The sequence below is a fragment of the Enterobacter cloacae complex sp. EB5 genome, assembly GCF_031432835.1.
Lineage (GTDB): Bacteria > Pseudomonadota > Gammaproteobacteria > Enterobacterales > Enterobacteriaceae > Enterobacter > Enterobacter hormaechei_C.
Window position 1 is genome coordinate 694,342 of sequence record NZ_CP133860.1, and the last position, 18,491, is coordinate 712,832.

At 55.3% G+C, this 18,491-nt stretch carries 17 protein-coding genes and 1 pseudogene; 17 read left to right on the forward strand and 1 reads right to left on the reverse strand.

Going from position 1 to position 18,491, the window contains the following annotated elements; all coding sequences use genetic code 11:
* Positions 1-119 precede the first annotated feature (119 nt).
* The 9 genes from RHN82_RS03415 to rihA all read left to right on the forward strand — a co-directional run bounded on the left by RHN82_RS03415 (position 120) and on the right by rihA (position 8,780).
* Entirely contained in the window at positions 120-1,166 is a 1,047-nt protein-coding gene (locus RHN82_RS03415) for a PhoH family protein (protein WP_003858674.1), read from the forward strand.
* The gene (gene ybeY, locus RHN82_RS03420; protein WP_047052997.1) at positions 1,163-1,630 is read left to right on the forward strand and encodes an rRNA maturation RNase YbeY; all 468 of its coding nucleotides are present in this window, start codon (positions 1,163-1,165) and stop codon (positions 1,628-1,630) included. Before RHN82_RS03415 ends, ybeY begins: the two co-directional genes overlap by 4 nt.
* A gap of 84 nt (positions 1,631-1,714) precedes the next feature.
* Complete coding sequence (corC, locus tag RHN82_RS03425; RefSeq protein ID WP_003858679.1) at positions 1,715-2,593, forward strand: CNNM family magnesium/cobalt transport protein CorC; 879 nt, start codon at positions 1,715-1,717, stop codon at positions 2,591-2,593.
* A 5-nt stretch (positions 2,594-2,598) separates the two neighbouring features.
* Positions 2,599-4,137, forward strand: a complete 1,539-nt coding sequence (lnt, locus tag RHN82_RS03430; RefSeq protein WP_017382463.1) for an apolipoprotein N-acyltransferase — start codon at positions 2,599-2,601, stop codon at positions 4,135-4,137.
* A gap of 380 nt (positions 4,138-4,517) precedes the next feature.
* Positions 4,518-5,423 (forward strand): amino acid ABC transporter substrate-binding protein, encoded by a 906-nt coding sequence (locus tag RHN82_RS03435; protein WP_047052994.1) that lies wholly within the window; start codon positions 4,518-4,520, stop codon positions 5,421-5,423.
* Positions 5,424-5,578: 155 nt separating this feature from the next.
* Entirely contained in the window at positions 5,579-6,319 is a 741-nt protein-coding gene (gene gltJ / locus RHN82_RS03440; protein WP_015571133.1) for a glutamate/aspartate ABC transporter permease GltJ, read from the forward strand.
* The gene (gltK, locus tag RHN82_RS03445) at positions 6,320-6,994 is read left to right on the forward strand and encodes a glutamate/aspartate ABC transporter permease GltK (protein ID WP_003858686.1); all 675 of its coding nucleotides are present in this window, start codon (positions 6,320-6,322) and stop codon (positions 6,992-6,994) included.
* Positions 6,994-7,719 (forward strand): amino acid ABC transporter ATP-binding protein, encoded by a 726-nt coding sequence (locus RHN82_RS03450; protein WP_006809622.1) that lies wholly within the window; start codon positions 6,994-6,996, stop codon positions 7,717-7,719. Before gltK ends, RHN82_RS03450 begins: the two co-directional genes overlap by 1 nt.
* Positions 7,720-7,838: 119 nt before the next feature.
* Positions 7,839-8,780, forward strand: coding sequence for a pyrimidine-specific ribonucleoside hydrolase RihA (rihA, locus tag RHN82_RS03455; protein ID WP_032657583.1), 942 nt, complete (start codon positions 7,839-7,841; stop codon positions 8,778-8,780).
* 54 nt (positions 8,781-8,834) lie between these two features.
* Here rihA and RHN82_RS03460 read toward each other — a convergent pair whose 3' ends face one another.
* Positions 8,835-9,317: a zinc ribbon-containing protein gene (locus RHN82_RS03460; RefSeq protein WP_003858689.1), complete on the reverse strand. Its 483-nt coding sequence runs from the start codon at positions 9,315-9,317 to the stop codon at positions 8,835-8,837.
* 214 nt (positions 9,318-9,531) lie between these two features.
* On the opposite strand from RHN82_RS03460, the pseudogene leuS reads away from it, so the two are divergent.
* The 8 genes and pseudogenes from leuS to mrdB all read left to right on the forward strand — a co-directional run bounded on the left by leuS (position 9,532) and on the right by mrdB (position 18,489).
* A pseudogene (gene leuS, locus RHN82_RS03465) lies at positions 9,532-12,115 on the forward strand (leucine--tRNA ligase).
* 14 nt (positions 12,116-12,129) lie between these two features.
* Positions 12,130-12,699: an LPS assembly lipoprotein LptE gene (gene lptE, locus RHN82_RS03470; protein WP_047052991.1), complete on the forward strand. Its 570-nt coding sequence runs from the start codon at positions 12,130-12,132 to the stop codon at positions 12,697-12,699.
* On the forward strand, positions 12,699-13,730 hold the full coding sequence (holA, locus tag RHN82_RS03475; protein ID WP_048981687.1) for a DNA polymerase III subunit delta: 1,032 nt from the start codon (positions 12,699-12,701) through the stop codon (positions 13,728-13,730). Before lptE ends, holA begins: the two co-directional genes overlap by 1 nt.
* Complete coding sequence (gene nadD / locus RHN82_RS03480) at positions 13,723-14,388, forward strand: nicotinate-nucleotide adenylyltransferase (protein ID WP_047052988.1); 666 nt, start codon at positions 13,723-13,725, stop codon at positions 14,386-14,388. Before holA ends, nadD begins: the two co-directional genes overlap by 8 nt.
* Positions 14,389-14,655: 267 nt before the next feature.
* Positions 14,656-14,973 (forward strand): ribosome silencing factor, encoded by a 318-nt coding sequence (rsfS, locus tag RHN82_RS03485; protein ID WP_003858696.1) that lies wholly within the window; start codon positions 14,656-14,658, stop codon positions 14,971-14,973.
* 3 nt (positions 14,974-14,976) lie between these two features.
* On the forward strand, positions 14,977-15,444 hold the full coding sequence (gene rlmH, locus RHN82_RS03490) for a 23S rRNA (pseudouridine(1915)-N(3))-methyltransferase RlmH (RefSeq protein WP_003858701.1): 468 nt from the start codon (positions 14,977-14,979) through the stop codon (positions 15,442-15,444).
* Positions 15,445-15,472: 28 nt separating this feature from the next.
* Positions 15,473-17,374 (forward strand): peptidoglycan DD-transpeptidase MrdA, encoded by a 1,902-nt coding sequence (gene mrdA / locus RHN82_RS03495; protein WP_015571138.1) that lies wholly within the window; start codon positions 15,473-15,475, stop codon positions 17,372-17,374.
* 2 nt (positions 17,375-17,376) lie between these two features.
* Positions 17,377-18,489, forward strand: a complete 1,113-nt coding sequence (gene mrdB / locus RHN82_RS03500) for a peptidoglycan glycosyltransferase MrdB (RefSeq protein WP_015571139.1) — start codon at positions 17,377-17,379, stop codon at positions 18,487-18,489.
* The last annotated feature ends 2 nt before the right edge of the window (positions 18,490-18,491 follow it).

An 18,491-nucleotide genomic window follows, 5' to 3' on the forward strand; every position in this document is an offset into this window, starting at 1 on the left:
CACCCCCAATATCTACCGCAACGCTTGCGCCTTTATTGTGTGGCGTGAATAATTTCGGTAATGACCGTTTTATTACGCCGTGTGGCGGCGAGTCAGTTAACTACTCAAAGAGGAACAGTTTGAACATAGATACGCGTGAAATTAGCCTTGAGCCAGCAGACAACGCTCGCCTGCTGAGCCTGTGCGGGCCGTTTGATGACAACATCAAACAACTTGAGCGACGTCTGGGTATCGAAATCAATCGTCGCGATAACCATTTCAAACTCACCGGACGCCCAATCTGCGTCAACGCCGCGGCGGATATTCTCCGCAGCCTGTATGTTGATACCGCCCCGATGCGCGGTGAGATCCAGGATATTGAACCTGAACAGATCCACCTGGCCATCAAAGAGGCGCGCGTGCTTGAGCAGAGCGCGGAGAGCGTGCCGGACTATGGCAAAGCCATCAACATCAAAACTAAACGCGGCGTGATTAAGCCTCGTACCCCGAACCAGGCACAGTACATCGCCAACATTCTCGACCATGACATCACCTTTGGCGTGGGCCCGGCGGGTACGGGTAAAACCTATCTGGCCGTTGCTGCTGCGGTCGATGCGCTTGAGCGTCAGGAGATCCGCCGTATCCTGCTGACCCGCCCTGCTGTTGAAGCCGGTGAGAAACTCGGCTTCCTGCCGGGCGATTTGAGTCAGAAAGTGGACCCCTACCTGCGCCCGCTGTATGACGCGCTGTTCGAAATGCTCGGCTTCGAGAAAGTTGAAAAGCTCATCGAGCGTAACGTGATTGAAGTTGCTCCGCTGGCCTACATGCGTGGCCGTACGCTTAACGACGCGTTCATCATTCTGGATGAGAGCCAGAACACCACCATCGAACAGATGAAGATGTTCCTGACGCGTATTGGCTTTAACTCGAAAGCGGTTATCACCGGTGACGTCACCCAGATTGACCTGCCGCGTAACACCAAATCTGGCCTGCGTCACGCCATCGAAGTCCTGGCCGAGGTAGAGGAAATCAGCTTTAACTTCTTCCACAGTGAAGACGTGGTACGCCATCCCGTGGTCGCGCGTATCGTTAACGCTTATGAGGCCTGGGAAGAGGCAGATCAGAAGCGCAGGGCCGAACTGGCCGCAGAACGTAAGCGCGAAGCGCAGGAGCATGAACAGAAATGAGTCAGGTGATCCTCGATTTACAGCTGGCCTGTGATGATAATACCGGCATGCCAGAAGAGGCACAGTTTCAGAAATGGCTGGATGCCGTTATCCCCCAGTTTCAGGAAGAATCAGAGGTCACGATTCGCCTGGTGGATGAAGCAGAAAGCCATGAGCTCAACCTGACCTACCGCGGGAAAGATAAGCCGACCAACGTGCTCTCTTTCCCGTTCGAAGCCCCTCCGGGCATTGAGATGCCGCTGCTGGGCGATCTGATCATCTGCCGTCAGGTGGTTGAGCAGGAAGCCAAAGAGCAGCAAAAGCCGCTGGAAGCGCACTGGGCACACATGGTGGTGCACGGTAGCCTGCATCTTCTGGGTTACGACCATATTGAAGATGACGAAGCGGAAGAGATGGAATCCCTCGAGACAGAGATAATGCTTGCTCTGGGCTATGAGGATCCGTACATTGCCGAGAAAGAATAGTCAGTCACTGACTACCATGCCGCCGCGCAGGGACATAGCGCGGCGGTTAACGTTGAACTAACAAGAGAACCCTTAACAAACGCCATGAGCGACGACAATTCACACAGTAGCGACACGACAACCACTAAAAAGGGATTTTTCTCCCTCATTCTGAACCAGCTTTTCCACGGCGAACCAAAAAACCGTGATGAACTGCTGGAGCTGATTCGTGATTCCGGGCAGAACGACCTTATCGACGAAGATACGCGCGAAATGCTCGAAGGGGTGATGGACATCGCCGACCAGCGCGTCCGCGACATCATGATCCCCCGCTCGCAGATGATTACCCTGAAACGCAACCAGACGCTGGACGAGTGCCTCGATGTGATTATCGAATCGGCTCACTCACGTTTCCCGGTCATCAGCGAAGACAAAGATCACATTGAAGGGATTTTGATGGCGAAAGATCTGCTGCCGTTTATGCGCAGCGATGCCGAAGCCTTCAGTATGGAAAAGGTGTTACGCCCGGCCGTGGTTGTGCCGGAAAGTAAACGTGTGGATCGGATGCTGAAGGAGTTTCGCTCCCAGCGCTATCACATGGCGATTGTTATTGATGAATTTGGTGGCGTTTCCGGTCTGGTCACAATCGAGGACATCCTTGAGCTGATCGTGGGCGAAATCGAAGATGAGTATGACGAAGAAGAGGATATCGACTTCCGTCAGCTGAGCCGCCACACCTGGACCGTTCGCGCGCTGGCCTCCATTGAAGACTTCAACGACACCTTTGGCACCAGCTTCAGCGATGAAGAAGTGGACACCATTGGTGGTCTGGTGATGCAGGCCTTCGGCCATCTTCCGGCCCGCGGTGAAACCGTTGACATCGATGGTTACCAGTTCAAGGTCGCAATGGCTGACAGCCGACGTATTATTCAGGTTCACGTCAGAATGCCGGACGACTCACCGGTGCCAAAACTGGAAGATTAATGTAAATGGCATTTGCCCCACTCTTTGAACGCCAGCGCGTCCGTTTGCTGCTGGCGCTGTTACTCGGAGCCAGCGGTACGCTGGCTTTTTCTCCTTACGATATCTGGCCCGCCGCTATTCTCTCCCTGATGGGGCTACAGGGGCTTACCCTGAACCGTCGTCCGGTACAGGCCGCGGCCATTGGCTACTTCTGGGGGCTGGGGCTGTTCGGCTCTGGTATCAACTGGGTCTACGTCAGTATCGCGCAATTTGGCGGAATGCCGGGGCCGGTTAACGTCTTCCTGGTTGTGCTGCTCGCCGCCTATCTCTCGCTCTACACCGGCCTGTTCGCGGGCATCCTCTCTCGCCTGTGGCCAAAAACGACCTGGCTGCGCGTGGCGATAGCGGCACCCGTTGTCTGGCAAATCACCGAATTTCTGCGCGGCTGGGTACTGACCGGTTTCCCGTGGTTGCAGTTCGGCTATAGCCAGGTAGACGGCCCGCTGAAAGGCCTGGCCCCGGTCATGGGCGTGGAGGCGATCAACTTCCTGCTCATGGCGGTCAGCGGCCTTCTGGTGCTGGCTCTGGTGACACGTAACTGGAAGCCGCTGGTTGCCGCGTTAATCCTGTTTGCCCTGCCCTTCCCGCTGCGTTATATCCAGTGGTTTACGCTGGAGCCCGCGCGCGCCACGCAGGTTTCTCTGGTCCAGGGCGATATCCCGCAGTCCCTGAAATGGGATGAGAATCAGCTGCTGAACACGCTGAAAATCTACGCCAACGCCACTGAAAAGGTGATGGGCAAATCGCAGCTCATCATCTGGCCTGAGTCTGCGATCCCGGACCTGGAGATCAATCAGCAGCCCTTCCTGAAGATGATGGACGATCTGCTGCGCGCGCGCGGCAGTACGCTGATCACCGGAATTGTGGATGCGCGTCTCAATCAGCAGAACCGCTATGACACGTACAACACGATTATTACGCTCGGTAAGGACAGCGAATACAGCTATACCTCCACCAATCGCTACAACAAAAACCACCTTGTACCGTTTGGCGAATTTGTTCCGCTGGAGTCTATTCTGCGCCCACTGGCACCGTTCTTTGATTTGCCGATGTCCTCATTCAGCCGGGGCCCTTACGTTCAGCCGCAGCTGCATGCGCACGGTTTTGCCCTGACGGCCGCTATTTGCTACGAGATTATCCTCGGCGAGCAGGTGCGCGATAATTTCCGCCCGGACACCGACTATCTGCTGACCATCTCAAACGATGCGTGGTTCGGTAAATCGATTGGCCCGTGGCAGCACTTCCAGATGGCGCGAATGCGTTCTCTGGAGCTGGCGCGTCCGTTGCTGCGCAGCACCAATAACGGCATTACCGCCGTGATTGGTCCGCAGGGTGAAATCCAGGCCATGATCCCGCAGTTTACCCGTGAGGTGCTGACTACTAACGTCACGCCAACTACCGGGCTTACGCCTTACGCGCGCACCGGGAACTGGCCGCTGTGGATTTTGACCTTGCTGTTCGGCTTTGGCGCCGTACTGATGAGCCTGCGTCAGCGTCGCAAATAACCTTACCTTCTGTTGCCGGGTGGCGGCTACGCCTTACCCGGCCTACTCTCCGGCGCCGCCACCCGACAATTTCCTCCCAAACTTCAATTCTGGCACGCCTGTTGCTTTGTTTATTCATATCAACGCTGTCTGGCTTAACGTGCAACTTTGTCGCACCAGCGTAGATCATCGGTAGCACCGAAACGGTGCAACGAGGGATTATTGCCTCTGAATGGTGCGGCGCGCTTCGCAAAAATAAACAATAACGCAGCAAAATCTTTACATTAAGCCAGACTAAATGTTAACAAGCTTGCATAACACTGCACTCGCATTGCGCGAGATATAACAACATCACAATGGGTATCTATGCGTCACTGGCGCTGATAAGAAAGGAGTTGGGTATGCAATTACGTAAACTGGCCACAGCAATGCTAGTTATGGGAATGTCTGCGGGGGTTGTCCACGCTGAAGACGCTCCGGCAGCAGGAAGCACTCTCGACAAGATTGCCAAAAACGGCGTGATCGTGGTCGGCCACCGTGAATCTTCTGTCCCGTTCTCTTACTACGACAACACGCAAAAAGTCGTGGGCTATTCACAGGATTACTCCAACGCCATCGTTGAAGCCGTGAAGAAAAAGCTGAACAAACCTGACCTGCAAGTGAAGCTGATCCCCATCACTTCACAAAACCGTATTCCTCTGCTGCAAAACGGCACATTTGATTTTGAATGTGGCTCAACCACCAACAACCTTGAGCGTCAGAAACAGGCCGCTTTCTCGAACACCATCTTCGTTGTGGGCACCCGCCTGCTGACGAAGAAAGGCGGCGATATCAAAGATTTTGCTGACCTGAAAGGCAAAGCGGTTGTCGTGACCTCCGGTACCACGTCCGAAGTGCTGCTGCACAAGCTGAACGACGAGAAGAAAATGGACATGCGCATCATCAGCGCGAAAGACCATGGCGACTCCTTCCGTACCCTGGAAAGCGGCCGTGCTGTTGCGTTTATGATGGATGACGCCCTGCTGGCAGGCGAGCGCGCGAAAGCGAAGAAACCAGACAACTGGGAAATCGTCGGTACCGCCCAGTCGAAAGAAGCCTACGGCTGTATGCTGCGTAAAGGTGACGAGGACTTCAAGAAACTGATCGATGACACCATCGCTCAGGCGCAAACCTCTGGCGAAGCGGCAAAATGGTTCGACAAATGGTTCAAAAACCCAATTCCACCAAAAAACCTGAACATGAACTTTGAACTTTCTGACGACATGAAAGCGCTGTTCAAATCACCAAACGACAAAGCTCTTAACTAATTAGAACGACAGGGGCGGGATCTCCTGCCCTCTCGATTGTCGGGAAGCATGGACAGACTATACGTTGAGTGGTCGTTCCCCACTCAGCGCAAAAATTGAGCTTCTCACCAATCTTCGAGGGTAGCGCTGCTACCCTTTTTTTTCTGGAGTTTACTATGTCAATTGACTGGAACTGGGGCATCTTTCTGCAACAAGCCCCGTTCGGCAACACCACCTATCTCGGCTGGCTGTGGAGCGGCTTTCAGGTTACCGTTGCGTTATCGATAACGGCGTGGATTATCGCGTTTCTTGTCGGTTCGCTGTTCGGTATTCTGCGTACCGTCCCTAACCGTTTTCTCTCTTCGATTGGCACGCTCTATGTGGAACTGTTCCGTAACGTTCCGCTGATCGTGCAGTTCTTTACCTGGTATCTGGTGATCCCGGAACTGCTGCCGGAAGATCTCGGCATGTGGTTCAAGGCCGAACTGGATCCTAACGTACAATTTTTTGTCTCCTCTATGCTGTGTCTGGGGCTGTTCACCGCTGCGCGCGTCTGCGAGCAGGTACGTGCCGCCATACAGTCACTGCCGCGTGGGCAAAAGAATGCGGCACTGGCAATGGGCCTGACTCTGCCTCAGGCCTACCGTTATGTACTGCTGCCTAACGCTTACCGCGTCATCGTTCCGCCGATGACGTCCGAGATGATGAACCTGGTGAAAAACTCAGCCATCGCCTCAACCATCGGCCTGGTGGATATGGCGGCGCAGGCGGGCAAACTGCTGGATTACTCCGCTCATGCCTGGGAATCCTTCACGGCGATCACGCTCGCCTATGTTCTGATTAACGCTTTCATCATGCTGGTGATGAACCTGGTTGAACGCAAAGTACGCCTGCCGGGCAATCTGGGGGGCAAATAAATGTACGATTTTGACTGGAGTTCCATTGTTCCCTCCATGCCCTATCTGCTGGATGGACTGGCGATCACCTTAAAGATCACCGTTATCGCCATTATCGTCGGTATTGTCTGGGGCACCCTGCTGGCAGTGATGCGCCTGTCGAGCTTTAAGCCGCTCGCCTGGTTTGCCACGGCTTACGTTAACGTATTCCGCTCCATTCCACTGGTCATGGTGCTGCTGTGGTTTTACCTGATTGTTCCCGGCTTTTTACAGAACGTACTGGGACTGTCGCCAAAGACCGATATCCGCCTGATCTCTGCCATGGTGGCGTTTTCCATGTTTGAAGCCGCCTACTACTCAGAGATCATCCGCGCAGGTATTCAGAGTATCTCTCGCGGGCAGTCCAGCGCTGCGCTGGCGCTCGGTATGACGCACTGGCAGTCCATGAAGCTCATTATTCTGCCGCAGGCGTTTCGCGCCATGGTTCCGCTGCTGCTGACTCAGGGCATCGTCCTGTTCCAGGATACCTCCCTGGTCTACGTGCTAAGTCTGGCAGACTTCTTCCGTACCGCCTCCACCATTGGCGAACGTGACGGAACGCAGGTTGAGATGATCCTCTTCGCGGGCGGGGTCTATTTTGTGATTAGTTTAAGCGCATCGCTGTTGGTCAGCTGGCTGAAGAAAAGGACGGTATAATGATTTCCCTGAAAAATGTTTCTAAATGGTATGGGCACTTTCAGGTGCTGACCGACTGCTCAACAGAAGTGAAAAAAGGCGATGTGGTGGTGGTATGCGGCCCGTCCGGTTCCGGTAAGTCGACGCTTATCAAAACCGTTAATGGGCTGGAACCTGTCCAGCAGGGCGAGATTGTCGTTAACGGCACCAAAGTAAATGACAGGAAAACCAACCTTGCCCAGCTTCGCTCCCACGTAGGGATGGTGTTCCAGCATTTTGAGCTATTCCCTCACCTGTCCATCATTGAGAACCTGACGCTGGCGCAGGTCAAAGTGCTGAAACGCGACAAAAAAGCGGCGCGCGAAAAGGGGCTGAAGCTGCTGGAACGCGTCGGGCTGTCTGCGCATGCGGATAAGTTCCCGGCCCAGCTTTCGGGCGGCCAACAGCAGCGTGTGGCAATCGCGCGTGCGCTGTGCATGGATCCGGTGGCGATGCTGTTTGATGAGCCGACGTCGGCGCTCGATCCTGAGATGATCAACGAAGTGCTGGACGTCATGGTGGAGCTGGCGCACGAAGGGATGACCATGATGGTGGTAACGCACGAAATGGGCTTCGCCCGTAAAGTGGCCAACCGCGTGATTTTCATGGATGAAGGGAAAATTGTTGAAGACTCACCGAAAGAAGAGTTCTTCGCCAATCCTAAATCTGAACGTGCAAAAGACTTCCTCGCCAAAATCCTGCATTAATCCTTTTAGTGCGCAATCTGCGGATTGCGCACTGCTTCACGCTTTAGATCTCTTTTTCTATTCGGCGTCACATCGCAGCGTTAACCTTGTCACAAATAATGCTGAGAATGGAGAACGCTATGGCACAGCCAATTATTCTCGACTGCGATCCGGGTCATGATGACGCGATCGCACTCGTCCTTGCTCTTGCCTCCCCTGAACTGGACGTAAAAGCTGTCACCTCCTCCGCCGGAAACCAGACGCCGGATAAAACCTTGCGAAACGTGTTGCGCATGTTGACGCTGCTAAAACGCACCGATATTCCGGTCGCTGGTGGCGCCGTTAAGCCGCTGATGCGCGAGCTGATCATTGCGGATAACGTTCACGGTGAAAGTGGGCTGGATGGTCCGGCGCTGCCGGAGCCGGATTTCGCACCGCAAAACTGCACTGCCGTCGAGCTCATGGCAAAGGTGCTACGTGAAAGCGCCGAGCCCGTGACGCTGGTGGCGACCGGCCCGCAGACCAACGTTGCGCTGCTGCTGAACAGCCATCCTGAACTGCACAGCAACATCGCCCGTATCGTCATCATGGGCGGGGCAATGGGGCTGGGAAACTGGACGCCAGCCGCGGAATTCAACATCTTCGTTGACCCGGAAGCCGCGGAAATCGTCTTCCAGTCTGGCCTGCCGATTGTGATGGCGGGGCTGGACGTTACCCACCGCGCACAAATTATGGCGCAGGACATCGAACGATTCCGTTCTGTGGGCAACCCGGTTGCAACGACCGTGGCAGAGCTGCTCGACTTCTTTATGGAGTATCACAAAGCCGAGAAGTGGGGCTTCCACGGCGCCCCGCTGCATGACCCATGCACCATCGCCTGGCTGCTGAAGCCGGAGATGTTTACCACGGTCGAGCGTTGGGTTGGTGTGGAAACACAGGGGAAATATACCCAGGGAATGACGGTGGTGGACTATTACTCGCTGACGGGAAACAAGCCGAATACCACGGTGATGGTGGATATCGATCGGGAAGCGTTTGTGGATTTGCTGGCGGAGCGGCTGGCTTATTATTCTGCGGCCTGATGCCCTCACCCCGACCCTCTCCCTGTGGGAGAGGGAATAAACCTGCGCTTTTACTTATGGCTCAAATGGCCGACGCTGGAACTGGTCGTGCCCGCACTTCGGACACAGCGACAACACCTCTGGCGTATAAACGGCTATATGGTGGTGGCACTTCTCACACACCAGGTTCCCCAACCCCACTACTTCGCCGCTGTGATAGACACCGTGGTGGTTTAAATCCTGAAACACCTCACGCCATTCCAGCTGAGTTTTATCGGTAATATCTGCCAGCTCCTGCCACAGGCTCTCTTTAATGACCCGCATAAAAACGCTGTCGGCGATCTCGTCCTGGCTCTCTTCATAGCTTCGCGCGAACTCCTCCAGGTCACGGCGCACGGCGCGCGTTACCTCTTCCACTTCGGTTCGCGTTAACTCACCCGTTTGCGTCACGCGTGCGCGTGCCTGTTCGACCAGCGCGTCGATATCACGCTCGCCGTTACGCAGCCGTTCCGTCAGAGTCGCTACCAGTTCACGGTAAAATTGAGCAACCTTGTTCATCATTTTGCCTCCCGGGTAAGTAACTGTCTCTAATAATAGACCTTATTTCGCCGCCGCTTTGTCAGGTGAAGCACAGACCCGGTAAATTCCTGCAAAGTGCATTTGCGTGAAAGGCTGTTTTGACGCGGGCGTTTGGGCTATGCTATGCGGATCTGAATTACCACATCCATTGGCTACATTTGTAGCTGTATTGAACACAGGACCACTGGCTGCCATGCAAGAGCAATACCGCCCGGAAGAGATAGAATCAAAAGTCCAGCAACACTGGGACGAGAAGCGCACCTTTGAAGTAACCGAAGACGAGAGCAAAGAGAAGTATTACTGCCTGTCGATGCTTCCCTATCCTTCTGGTCGACTACACATGGGCCACGTGCGTAACTACACCATCGGTGACGTGATTGCGCGCTACCAGCGTATGCTGGGCAAAAACGTGCTTCAGCCTATCGGCTGGGATGCGTTCGGCCTGCCTGCTGAAGGCGCGGCGGTGAAAAACAACACGGCACCGGCGCCGTGGACGTACGACAACATCGCGTACATGAAAAACCAGCTGAAAATGCTGGGCTTCGGCTATGACTGGAGCCGCGAGCTGGCAACCTGTACCCCGGAATACTACCGCTGGGAGCAGAAATTCTTCACCGAGCTGTATAAAAAAGGCCTGGTGTATAAGAAGACCTCTGCCGTTAACTGGTGCCCGAATGACCAGACCGTTCTCGCGAACGAACAGGTTATCGACGGCTGCTGCTGGCGCTGCGACACCAAAGTAGAGCGTAAAGAGATCCCGCAGTGGTTTATCAAAATCACCGCCTACGCTGACGAACTGCTGAACGATCTGGATAATCTGGACCACTGGCCAGATACCGTTAAGACCATGCAGCGCAACTGGATCGGCCGTTCCGAAGGTGTGGAAATTACCTTCAACGTTGAGAACTACGACCAGACCTTGACCGTCTACACTACCCGTCCGGACACCTTCATGGGCGCGACCTACCTGGCCGTGGCCGCAGGTCACCCGCTGGCGCAGAAAGCGGCAGAAAACAATCCGGAACTGGCGACCTTCATCGACGAATGCCGCAATACTAAAGTGGCCGAAGCCGACATGGCGACGATGGAGAAAAAAGGCGTTGATACCGGCTTTAAAGCCATTCACCCGCTGACGGGCGAAGCGATCCCTGTCTGGGCCGCCAACTTCGTACTGATGGAATACGGCACAGGCGCCGTGATGGCCGTGCCGGGTCACGACCAGCGCGACTACGAATTTGCCACCAAATACGGCCTGACCATCAAGCCTGTTATTCTTGCTGCTGACGGCTCTGAACCGGATCTTCTCTGAGCAAGCGCTGACTGAAAAAGGCACCCTGTTTAACTCCGGTGAGTTCAGCGGCCTGAGCTTCGAAGAGGGCTTCAACGCCATCGCCGACAAGCTGGCCTCCCTGGGCGTGGGCGAGCGTAAAGTGAACTACCGTCTGCGCGACTGGGGCGTTTCCCGTCAGCGTTACTGGGGTGCGCCAATCCCAATGGTGACTCTGGAAGATGGCACCGTGATGCCAACGCCGGAAGATCAGCTGCCGGTTATTCTGCCGGAAGACGTGGTCATGGACGGCATCACCAGCCCGATCAAAGCCGATCCTGAGTGGGCGAAAACCACCGTCAACGGTAAGCCAGCGCTGCGTGAAACCGACACCTTTGACACCTTTATGGAATCCTCCTGGTACTATGCGCGCTACACCTGCCCGCAGTACAAAGAAGGCATGCTGGATTCCGATGCAGCAAACTACTGGCTGCCGGTAGACATCTACATCGGTGGCATTGAACACGCCATCATGCACCTGCTCTACTTCCGCTTCTTCCACAAACTGATGCGTGACGCAGGCCTGGTCAACTCCGACGAGCCGGCAAAACAGCTGCTGTGTCAGGGTATGGTGCTGGCAGATGCGTTCTACTATGTTGGCGCGAACGGCGAACGTAACTGGGTTTCTCCGGTTGATGCGATTGTGGAGCGCGACGAGAAAGGCCGTATCGTGAAGGCGAAAGACGCCGAAGGTCATGAACTGGTGTATACCGGCATGAGCAAGATGTCCAAGTCGAAAAATAACGGTATCGACCCGCAGGTAATGGTTGAGCGTTACGGCGCTGACACCGTGCGTCTGTTCATGATGTTCGCCTCCCCGGCGGATATGACGCTGGAATGGCAGGAATCCGGCGTTGAAGGGGCAAACCGCTTCCTGAAACGCGTCTGGAAACTGGTGTACGAGCACACCTCTCAGGGTGATGCGCCAGCGCTGAACGTGGCTGCACTGAGCGAAGATCAGCAGGCGCTGCGTCGTGATGTTCATAAAACCATTGCGAAAGTCACCGATGATATTGGTCGTCGTCAGACCTTCAATACCGCAATTGCGGCTATTATGGAACTGATGAACAAGCTGGCGAAAGCTCCGCAGGATGGCGAGCAGGATCGCGCGTTAATGCGTGAAGCGCTGCTGGCGGTCGTTCGCATGCTGAACCCGTTCACGCCGCACGTTAGCTTCACCCTGTGGCAGGAACTGAAAGGCGAAGGCGATATCGACAACGCGCCGTGGCCAGTGGCGGATGAATCCGCTATGGTGGAAAATACCACGCTGGTGGTGGTGCAGGTTAACGGTAAAGTGCGCGGTAAAATTACCGTCGCGGTCGACGCAACCGAAGAACAGGTTCGCGAGCGCGCAGGCCAGGAGCATCTGGTCGCGAAATACCTTGAGGGCGTTACCGTACGTAAAGTGATCTACGTACCGGGTAAACTGCTGAATCTGGTCGTTGGCTAAGCGCGGGAGGAAACGTGCGACAACTGGCAACAATACTCTTATCTCTGGCGGTGCTGGTCACCGCTGGCTGCGGCTGGCACCTGCGCAACACCACGGCAGTGCCTGCTCAGATGAAAACGATGATCTTCGACTCATCCGATCCGAACGGACCGCTGAGCCGGGCCATTCGTAACCAGCTGCGTTTGAACGATGTTGAGCTGATCGAGAAGGGAACCCTGCGTCAGGATGTTCCTTCGCTTCGCGTCCTGAAATCAACGCTGTCACAAGATACGGCCTCGATCTTCCAGGATGGGCGGACGGCGGAATATCAGATGGTGCTTACCGTTGATGCGGCCGTCTTGATGCCAGGTAAAGATATTTACCCTATCAGTACCGAAGTCTACCGCTCGTTCTTCGATAACCCGCAGACGGCGCTGGCAAAAGACGCCGAACAGCAGATTATCATCAAGGAAATGTATGATAAGGCCGCGGAACAGCTGATCCGCAGACTGCCTGCCATTGCCGCGTCGACGAAAAAAGGCGCTGACGTCATCGAAACACCGGACGCCAGCACGCCGGATATGCCAACGTCGCTGGGTAACTGATGATCAGGTTGTATCCTGAACAACTCCGCGCGCAGCTCAACGAAGGGCTGCGCGCGGCCTATCTGCTACTCGGCAATGACCCCCTGTTACTTCAGGAAAGCCTTGATGCGGTTCGCCATGCGGCAGCCGCGCAGGGTTTCGATGAGCATCATACGTTCCAGATCGATAACAGTACCGACTGGAACGCTATCTTCTCGCTTTGTCAGGCCATGAGCCTGTTTGCCTCTCGTCAGACAATCCAGATCCTGCTGCCGGAGAATGGACCTAACGCTGCCATCAATGAACAACTGGCTATGCTGGTGAGTTTGTTACACGGCGATCTGCTGCTTATCGTACGCGGCAACAAACTCACAAAAGCGCAGGAAAACGCGGCCTGGTTTACCCGGCTAGCCCCCAGTGCGGTGCTGGTCACCTGCCAGACGCCAGAGCAGGCACATCTGCCAAAATGGGTTGCCGCGCGAGCAAAGCAGCACAATTTGCAGCTGGATGAGGCCGCCAGTCAGCTCCTGTGCTACTGCTACGAAGGCAACCTTCTGGCACTGGCGCAGGCGCTGGACAGGCTCGCCCTGCTGTGGCCCGATGGTAAGCTGACGCTGCCGCGCGTGGAACAGGCGGTGAATGATGCCGCGCACTTTACCCCCTTCCACTGGGTTGATGCGCTGCTGTTGGCGAAAAGTAAGCGTGCTCTGCACATCCTGCAACAGCTGCGCCTGGAAGGGAGTGAGCCGGTCATCCTGCTCCGTACGCTCCAGCGCGAATTACTGCTGCTGAACAACCTTAAACGCCAGTCGGCACATACGCCCCTGCGCGCCTTATTCGACAAACATCGCGTCTGGCAAAACCGTCGGGCGATGACCACGGAGGCGATAAACCGCCTGAGCCAGGAGCAGTTGCGTCAGGCAGTACAGCTTCTGATGCGCGCCGAACTGACGTTAAAACAGGATTACGGCCAGTCTGTCTGGGCGGAGCTGGAGAGCCTCTCTTTGCTGCTCTGCCATAAGGCGCTGGCAGACGTATTTATCGATGGGTGATATGCATTCTTTACAGGCAATGTATGGCGGGACCTTCGACCCGGTACACTATGGGCATCTTAAGCCGGTAGAAATCCTCGCGAATTTGATTGGGTTGCAGCGGGTAATCATCATGCCCAACAATGTTCCGCCGCACCGTCCTCAGCCAGAAGCAACCAGCGAGCAGCGTAAAGCGATGCTCGCGCTGGCTATCGCCGATAAGCCTCTCTTCACGCTGGATGAGCGTGAACTGCGCAGGGATACCCCTTCCTGGACATCGCAAACGCTGCGGGAGTGGCGCGCTGAGCAAGGGCCCATGAAACCGCTGGCGTTTATCATCGGCCAGGATTCCTTGCTCAACTTTCCCAGCTGGTACCAGTACGAAACCATTCTGGAAAACAGTCATCTGCTGGTCTGCCGCCGTCCGGGCTACCCGCTGACCATGCGCGACGCACAGCATCAGCAGTGGCTTGACGCGCATCTGACGGACAATATAGAAGACCTGCACATTCTCCCCGCCGGGAAAATTTACCTCGCTGAAACGCCGTGGTTTGATATTTCCGCGACCCTCATCCGCGAGCGTCTCCAGCAGGGTTTAGACTGTGACGATCTCCTCCCCTCGCCCGTGCTGGCCTATATCCATTCGCACGGTCTGTATCAGAAAAGTACAGATGCCTGAGCATCGCCGGCGAAATTGTTCGTTAATGATTATCCTGCCTTGACAGGCTAAGCCATACTGATATCCTCCGCTGCCAGACTTTCCCGCCGATCGCTGCTTTACAGAAATTGTTTTACAAAAATGGCGATGCAATCTCAGGCGGAGGGTGGGATGATACCCGCCTTCAAAAGCCGGGCGGTGACATTTGTCCCGCGACTGGCGTCAGTTCAGGTATACTGACTGGCCACGAATTCATAGTTGTACAATCTCATTCACCAGGGGGAAAACTTGCAGGGTAAAGCACTCCAGGATTTTGTTATCGACAAAATTGATGACCTGAAAGGTCAGGACATCATCGCTATCGACGTTAAGGGTAAATCCAGCATCACCGACTGCATGATCATCTGCACCGGGACCTCAACTCGTCACGTTGTTTCGATTGCTGACCATGTTGTTCAGGAATCGCGCGCGGCAGGGCTGCTTCCGCTGGGCGTTGAAGGTGAAGCGACCGCTGACTGGGTGGTTGTCGATCTCGGCGATGTGATTGTCCACGTCATGCAGGAAGAGAGCCGTCGCCTGTATGAGCTGGAAAAACTCTGGGGTTAATGCGTGAAGTTGCAACTGGTCGCCGTCGGCACCAAAATGCCGGACTGGGTACAAACCGGTTTTACTGAGTATCTGCGTCGTTTCCCAAAAGATATGCCGTTTGAACTGGTGGAGATCCCAGCAGGAAAGCGCGGCAAGAACGCAGATATCAAACGTATTCTCGATAAAGAGGGAGAGCTGATGCTGGCTGCCGCAGGCAAAAACCGCATCGTGACCCTCGATATCCCGGGCAAACCCTGGGATACGCCGCAGCTGGCGCACGAACTGGAGCGCTGGAAGCAGGATGGTCGGGACGTCAGTCTGTTGATTGGCGGACCAGAGGGGTTATCTCCCGCCTGCAAAGCGGCAGCAGAACAAAGTTGGTCACTCTCGGCGCTGACGTTGCCCCACCCGCTTGTGCGGGTTCTCGTGGCAGAAAGTTTGTATCGCGCATGGAGCATCACTACCAACCACCCTTATCACCGCGAGTAATGACTGACCAGGGTAATTTAAGCAGCGGATGAAACTACAGAATTCTTTTCGCGACTATACGGCTGAGTCCGCGCTGTTTGTGCGCCGGGCGCTGGTCGCCTTTACCGGGATTTTGCTGCTTACCGGCGTGCTGATCGCCAACCTCTATAATCTGCAAATTGTCCGCTATACCGATTACCAGACCCGCTCAAACGAAAACCGTATCAAGCTGGTGCCCATCGCGCCCAGCCGCGGCATTATCTACGATCGTAACGGCACGCCGCTGGCGCTTAATCGCACCATCTACCAGATAGAGATGATGCCCGAGAAAGTGGATAACGTGCAGGATACCCTGAACGCGCTGAGAAGCGTTGTCGACCTGACTGATGACGATATCGCTGCGTTCAAAAAAGAGCGCGCACGTTCTCACCGCTTCACCTCCATTCCGGTAAAAACCAACCTGACGGAAGTGCAGGTCGCCCGTTTTGCCGTTAACCAGTACCGTTTCCCCGGTGTGGAAGTGAAAGGCTATAAACGCCGCTACTATCCTTACGGCTCCGCGCTGACGCACGTCATTGGTTACGTCTCCAAAATCAACGATAAAGACGTCGAACGCCTTGATAAAGACGGCAAGCTGGCTAACTACGCCGCAACCCATGATATTGGCAAGCTGGGGATCGAACGTTATTACGAAGACGTGCTGCACGGTCAGACCGGGTATGAAGAGGTTGAAGTTAACAACCGTGGCCGCGTGATCCGTCAGCTGAAAGAGGTTCCCCCGCAGGCGGGACATGACGTCTATCTGACGCTCGACCTGAAGCTACAGCAGTATATCGAGACGCTGCTGGCGGGTAGCCGTGCGGCGGTTATCGTGACCGACCCGCGTACCGGCGGCATTCTGGCGATGGTTTCCATGCCAAGCTACGATCCGAACCTGTTCGTGGATGGTATCTCCAGCAAGGATTACTCCGGCCTGCTCAACGATCCAAACACGCCGCTGGTAAACCGCGCAACGCAGGGGGTTTATCCTCCCGCTTCAACGGTTAAACCGTACGTCGCCGTGTCTGCGCTGAGCGCGGGCGTCATCACCCGTAATACCAGTCTGTTTGACCCCGGCTGGTGGCAGTTGCCTGGCTCTGAGAAACGCTACCGCGACTGGAAAAAATGGGGCCACGGCCATCTGAACGTGACCAAATCACTGGAGGAGTCGGCGGATACCTTCTTCTATCAGGTCGCCTACGACATGGGTATTGACCGTCTGTCTGAATGGATGAGCAAATTCGGCTACGGGCATTACACCGGCATAGATTTGGCGGAAGAACGTTCCGGCAACATGCCAACCCGCGAATGGAAGCTGAAGCGCTTTAAAAAACCCTGGTATCAGGGTGACACCATTCCGGTGGGGATCGGCCAGGGCTACTGGACGGCAACCCCGCTGCAAATGAACAAGGCGATGATGATCCTCATCAACGATGGCGTCGTGAAAGTGCCGCACCTGCTGCAAAGCACCGTTGAAGACGGCAAAAAAGTGCCGTGGATACAGCCGCACGAGCCGCCGGTGGGTGACATTCATTCCGGGTACTGGGAAATCGCGAAAGACGGCATGTACGGTGTAGCCAACCGCCCTAACGGGACGGCGCACAAATATTTCGCTGGCGCACCGTATAAGGTAGCCGCGAAATCAGGTACGGCTCAGGTCTTCGGTCTGAAAGCGAATGAAACCTATAACGCACATAAAATTGCCGAACGTCTGCGTGACCACAAGCTCATGACGGCGTTTGCCCCTTATGATAACCCGCAGGTTGCGGTGGCGATGATTCTGGAGAACGGCGGCGCAGGCCCGGCGGTGGGTACCATCATGCGTCAAATCCTCGACCACATCATGCTGGGTGACAACAACACCGAACTGCCAGCTGAAAACCCGGCAGCCGCTGCGGCGGAGGACCAATAATCATGACGGATAATCCGAATAAAAAATCGCTGTGGGACAAGATCCACATCGACCCTGCCATGCTGCTGATCCTGCTGGCTCTGCTGGTCTATAGCGCCCTCGTTATCTGGAGCGCCAGCGGCCAGGATATCGGCATGATGGAGCGTAAAATCGGCCAGATCGCCATGGGTCTGGTCATTATGGTGGTGATGGCGCAAATACCGCCGCGCGTGTACGAGGGCTGGGCGCCCTATCTCTATATTTTCTGTATCATTTTGTTGGTGGCAGTAGATGCTTTCGGCGCCATCTCGAAAGGGGCGCAACGCTGGCTGGATCTGGGGATTGTTCGCTTCCAGCCGTCGGAAATCGCCAAAATCGCCGTCCCGCTGATGGTGGCGCGCTTTATTAACCGCGACGTCTGCCCGCCGTCGTTGAAAAATACCGCCATTGCGCTGGTGCTGATTTTCCTGCCGACGCTGCTCGTGGCCGCACAGCCGGACCTCGGTACTTCAATTCTTATCGCCCTCTCCGGCCTGTTCGTCCTGTTCCTGTCCGGCCTGAGCTGGCGTTTGATCGGTATCGCCGTGGTGCTGGTTGCCGCGTTTATCCCTATCCTCTGGTTCTTCCTGATGCATGATTACCAGCGTCAGCGCGTTATGATGCTGCTCGATCCCGAGACCGATCCGCTGGGCGCAGGCTATCATATTATTCAGTCGAAGATTGCGATTGGCTCCGGCGGCCTGCGTGGTAAAGGCTGGCTGCACGGTACGCAGTCGCAGCTCGAATTTTTACCGGAACGCCACACCGACTTTATCTTTGCCGTTCTGGCTGAGGAGTTGGGGCTGGTAGGCATCCTGGTGCTGCTTGCACTCTACGTGCTGCTGATCATGCGAGGTTTGTGGATTGCCGCGCGCGCGCAAACCACCTTTGGTCGCGTGATGGCAGGCGGATTAATGTTGATTTTGTTCGTTTATGTCTTCGTAAATATTGGTATGGTGAGTGGGATCCTGCCGGTTGTTGGCGTACCGCTGCCGCTGGTGAGTTACGGGGGCTCGGCACTGATCGTGTTGATGGCCGGGTTTGGTATCGTCATGTCGATCCATACCCACAGGAAAATGTTGTCCAAAAGCGTATAAAA

Excerpts from the sequence above, each read along its gene's own strand:
- ybeY (WP_047052997.1), top strand. The coding sequence starts at position 1,163 with ATGAGTCAGGTGATCCTCGATTTACAGCTGGCCTGTGATGATAATACC.
- corC (WP_003858679.1), top strand. The coding sequence starts at position 1,715 with ATGAGCGACGACAATTCACACAGTAGCGACACGACAACCACTAAAAAG.
- lnt (WP_017382463.1), top strand. The coding sequence starts at position 2,599 with ATGGCATTTGCCCCACTCTTTGAACGCCAGCGCGTCCGTTTGCTGCTG.
- RHN82_RS03435 (WP_047052994.1), top strand. The coding sequence starts at position 4,518 with ATGCAATTACGTAAACTGGCCACAGCAATGCTAGTTATGGGAATGTCT.
- gltJ (WP_015571133.1), top strand. The coding sequence starts at position 5,579 with ATGTCAATTGACTGGAACTGGGGCATCTTTCTGCAACAAGCCCCGTTC.
- gltK (WP_003858686.1), top strand. The coding sequence starts at position 6,320 with ATGTACGATTTTGACTGGAGTTCCATTGTTCCCTCCATGCCCTATCTG.
- RHN82_RS03450 (WP_006809622.1), top strand. The coding sequence starts at position 6,994 with ATGATTTCCCTGAAAAATGTTTCTAAATGGTATGGGCACTTTCAGGTG.
- rihA (WP_032657583.1), top strand. The coding sequence starts at position 7,839 with ATGGCACAGCCAATTATTCTCGACTGCGATCCGGGTCATGATGACGCG.
- RHN82_RS03460 (WP_003858689.1), bottom strand. The coding sequence starts at position 9,317 with ATGAACAAGGTTGCTCAATTTTACCGTGAACTGGTAGCGACTCTGACG.
- holA (WP_048981687.1), top strand. The coding sequence starts at position 12,699 with ATGATCAGGTTGTATCCTGAACAACTCCGCGCGCAGCTCAACGAAGGG.
- nadD (WP_047052988.1), top strand. The coding sequence starts at position 13,723 with ATGGGTGATATGCATTCTTTACAGGCAATGTATGGCGGGACCTTCGAC.
- mrdA (WP_015571138.1), top strand. The coding sequence starts at position 15,473 with ATGAAACTACAGAATTCTTTTCGCGACTATACGGCTGAGTCCGCGCTG.
- mrdB (WP_015571139.1), top strand. The coding sequence starts at position 17,377 with ATGACGGATAATCCGAATAAAAAATCGCTGTGGGACAAGATCCACATC.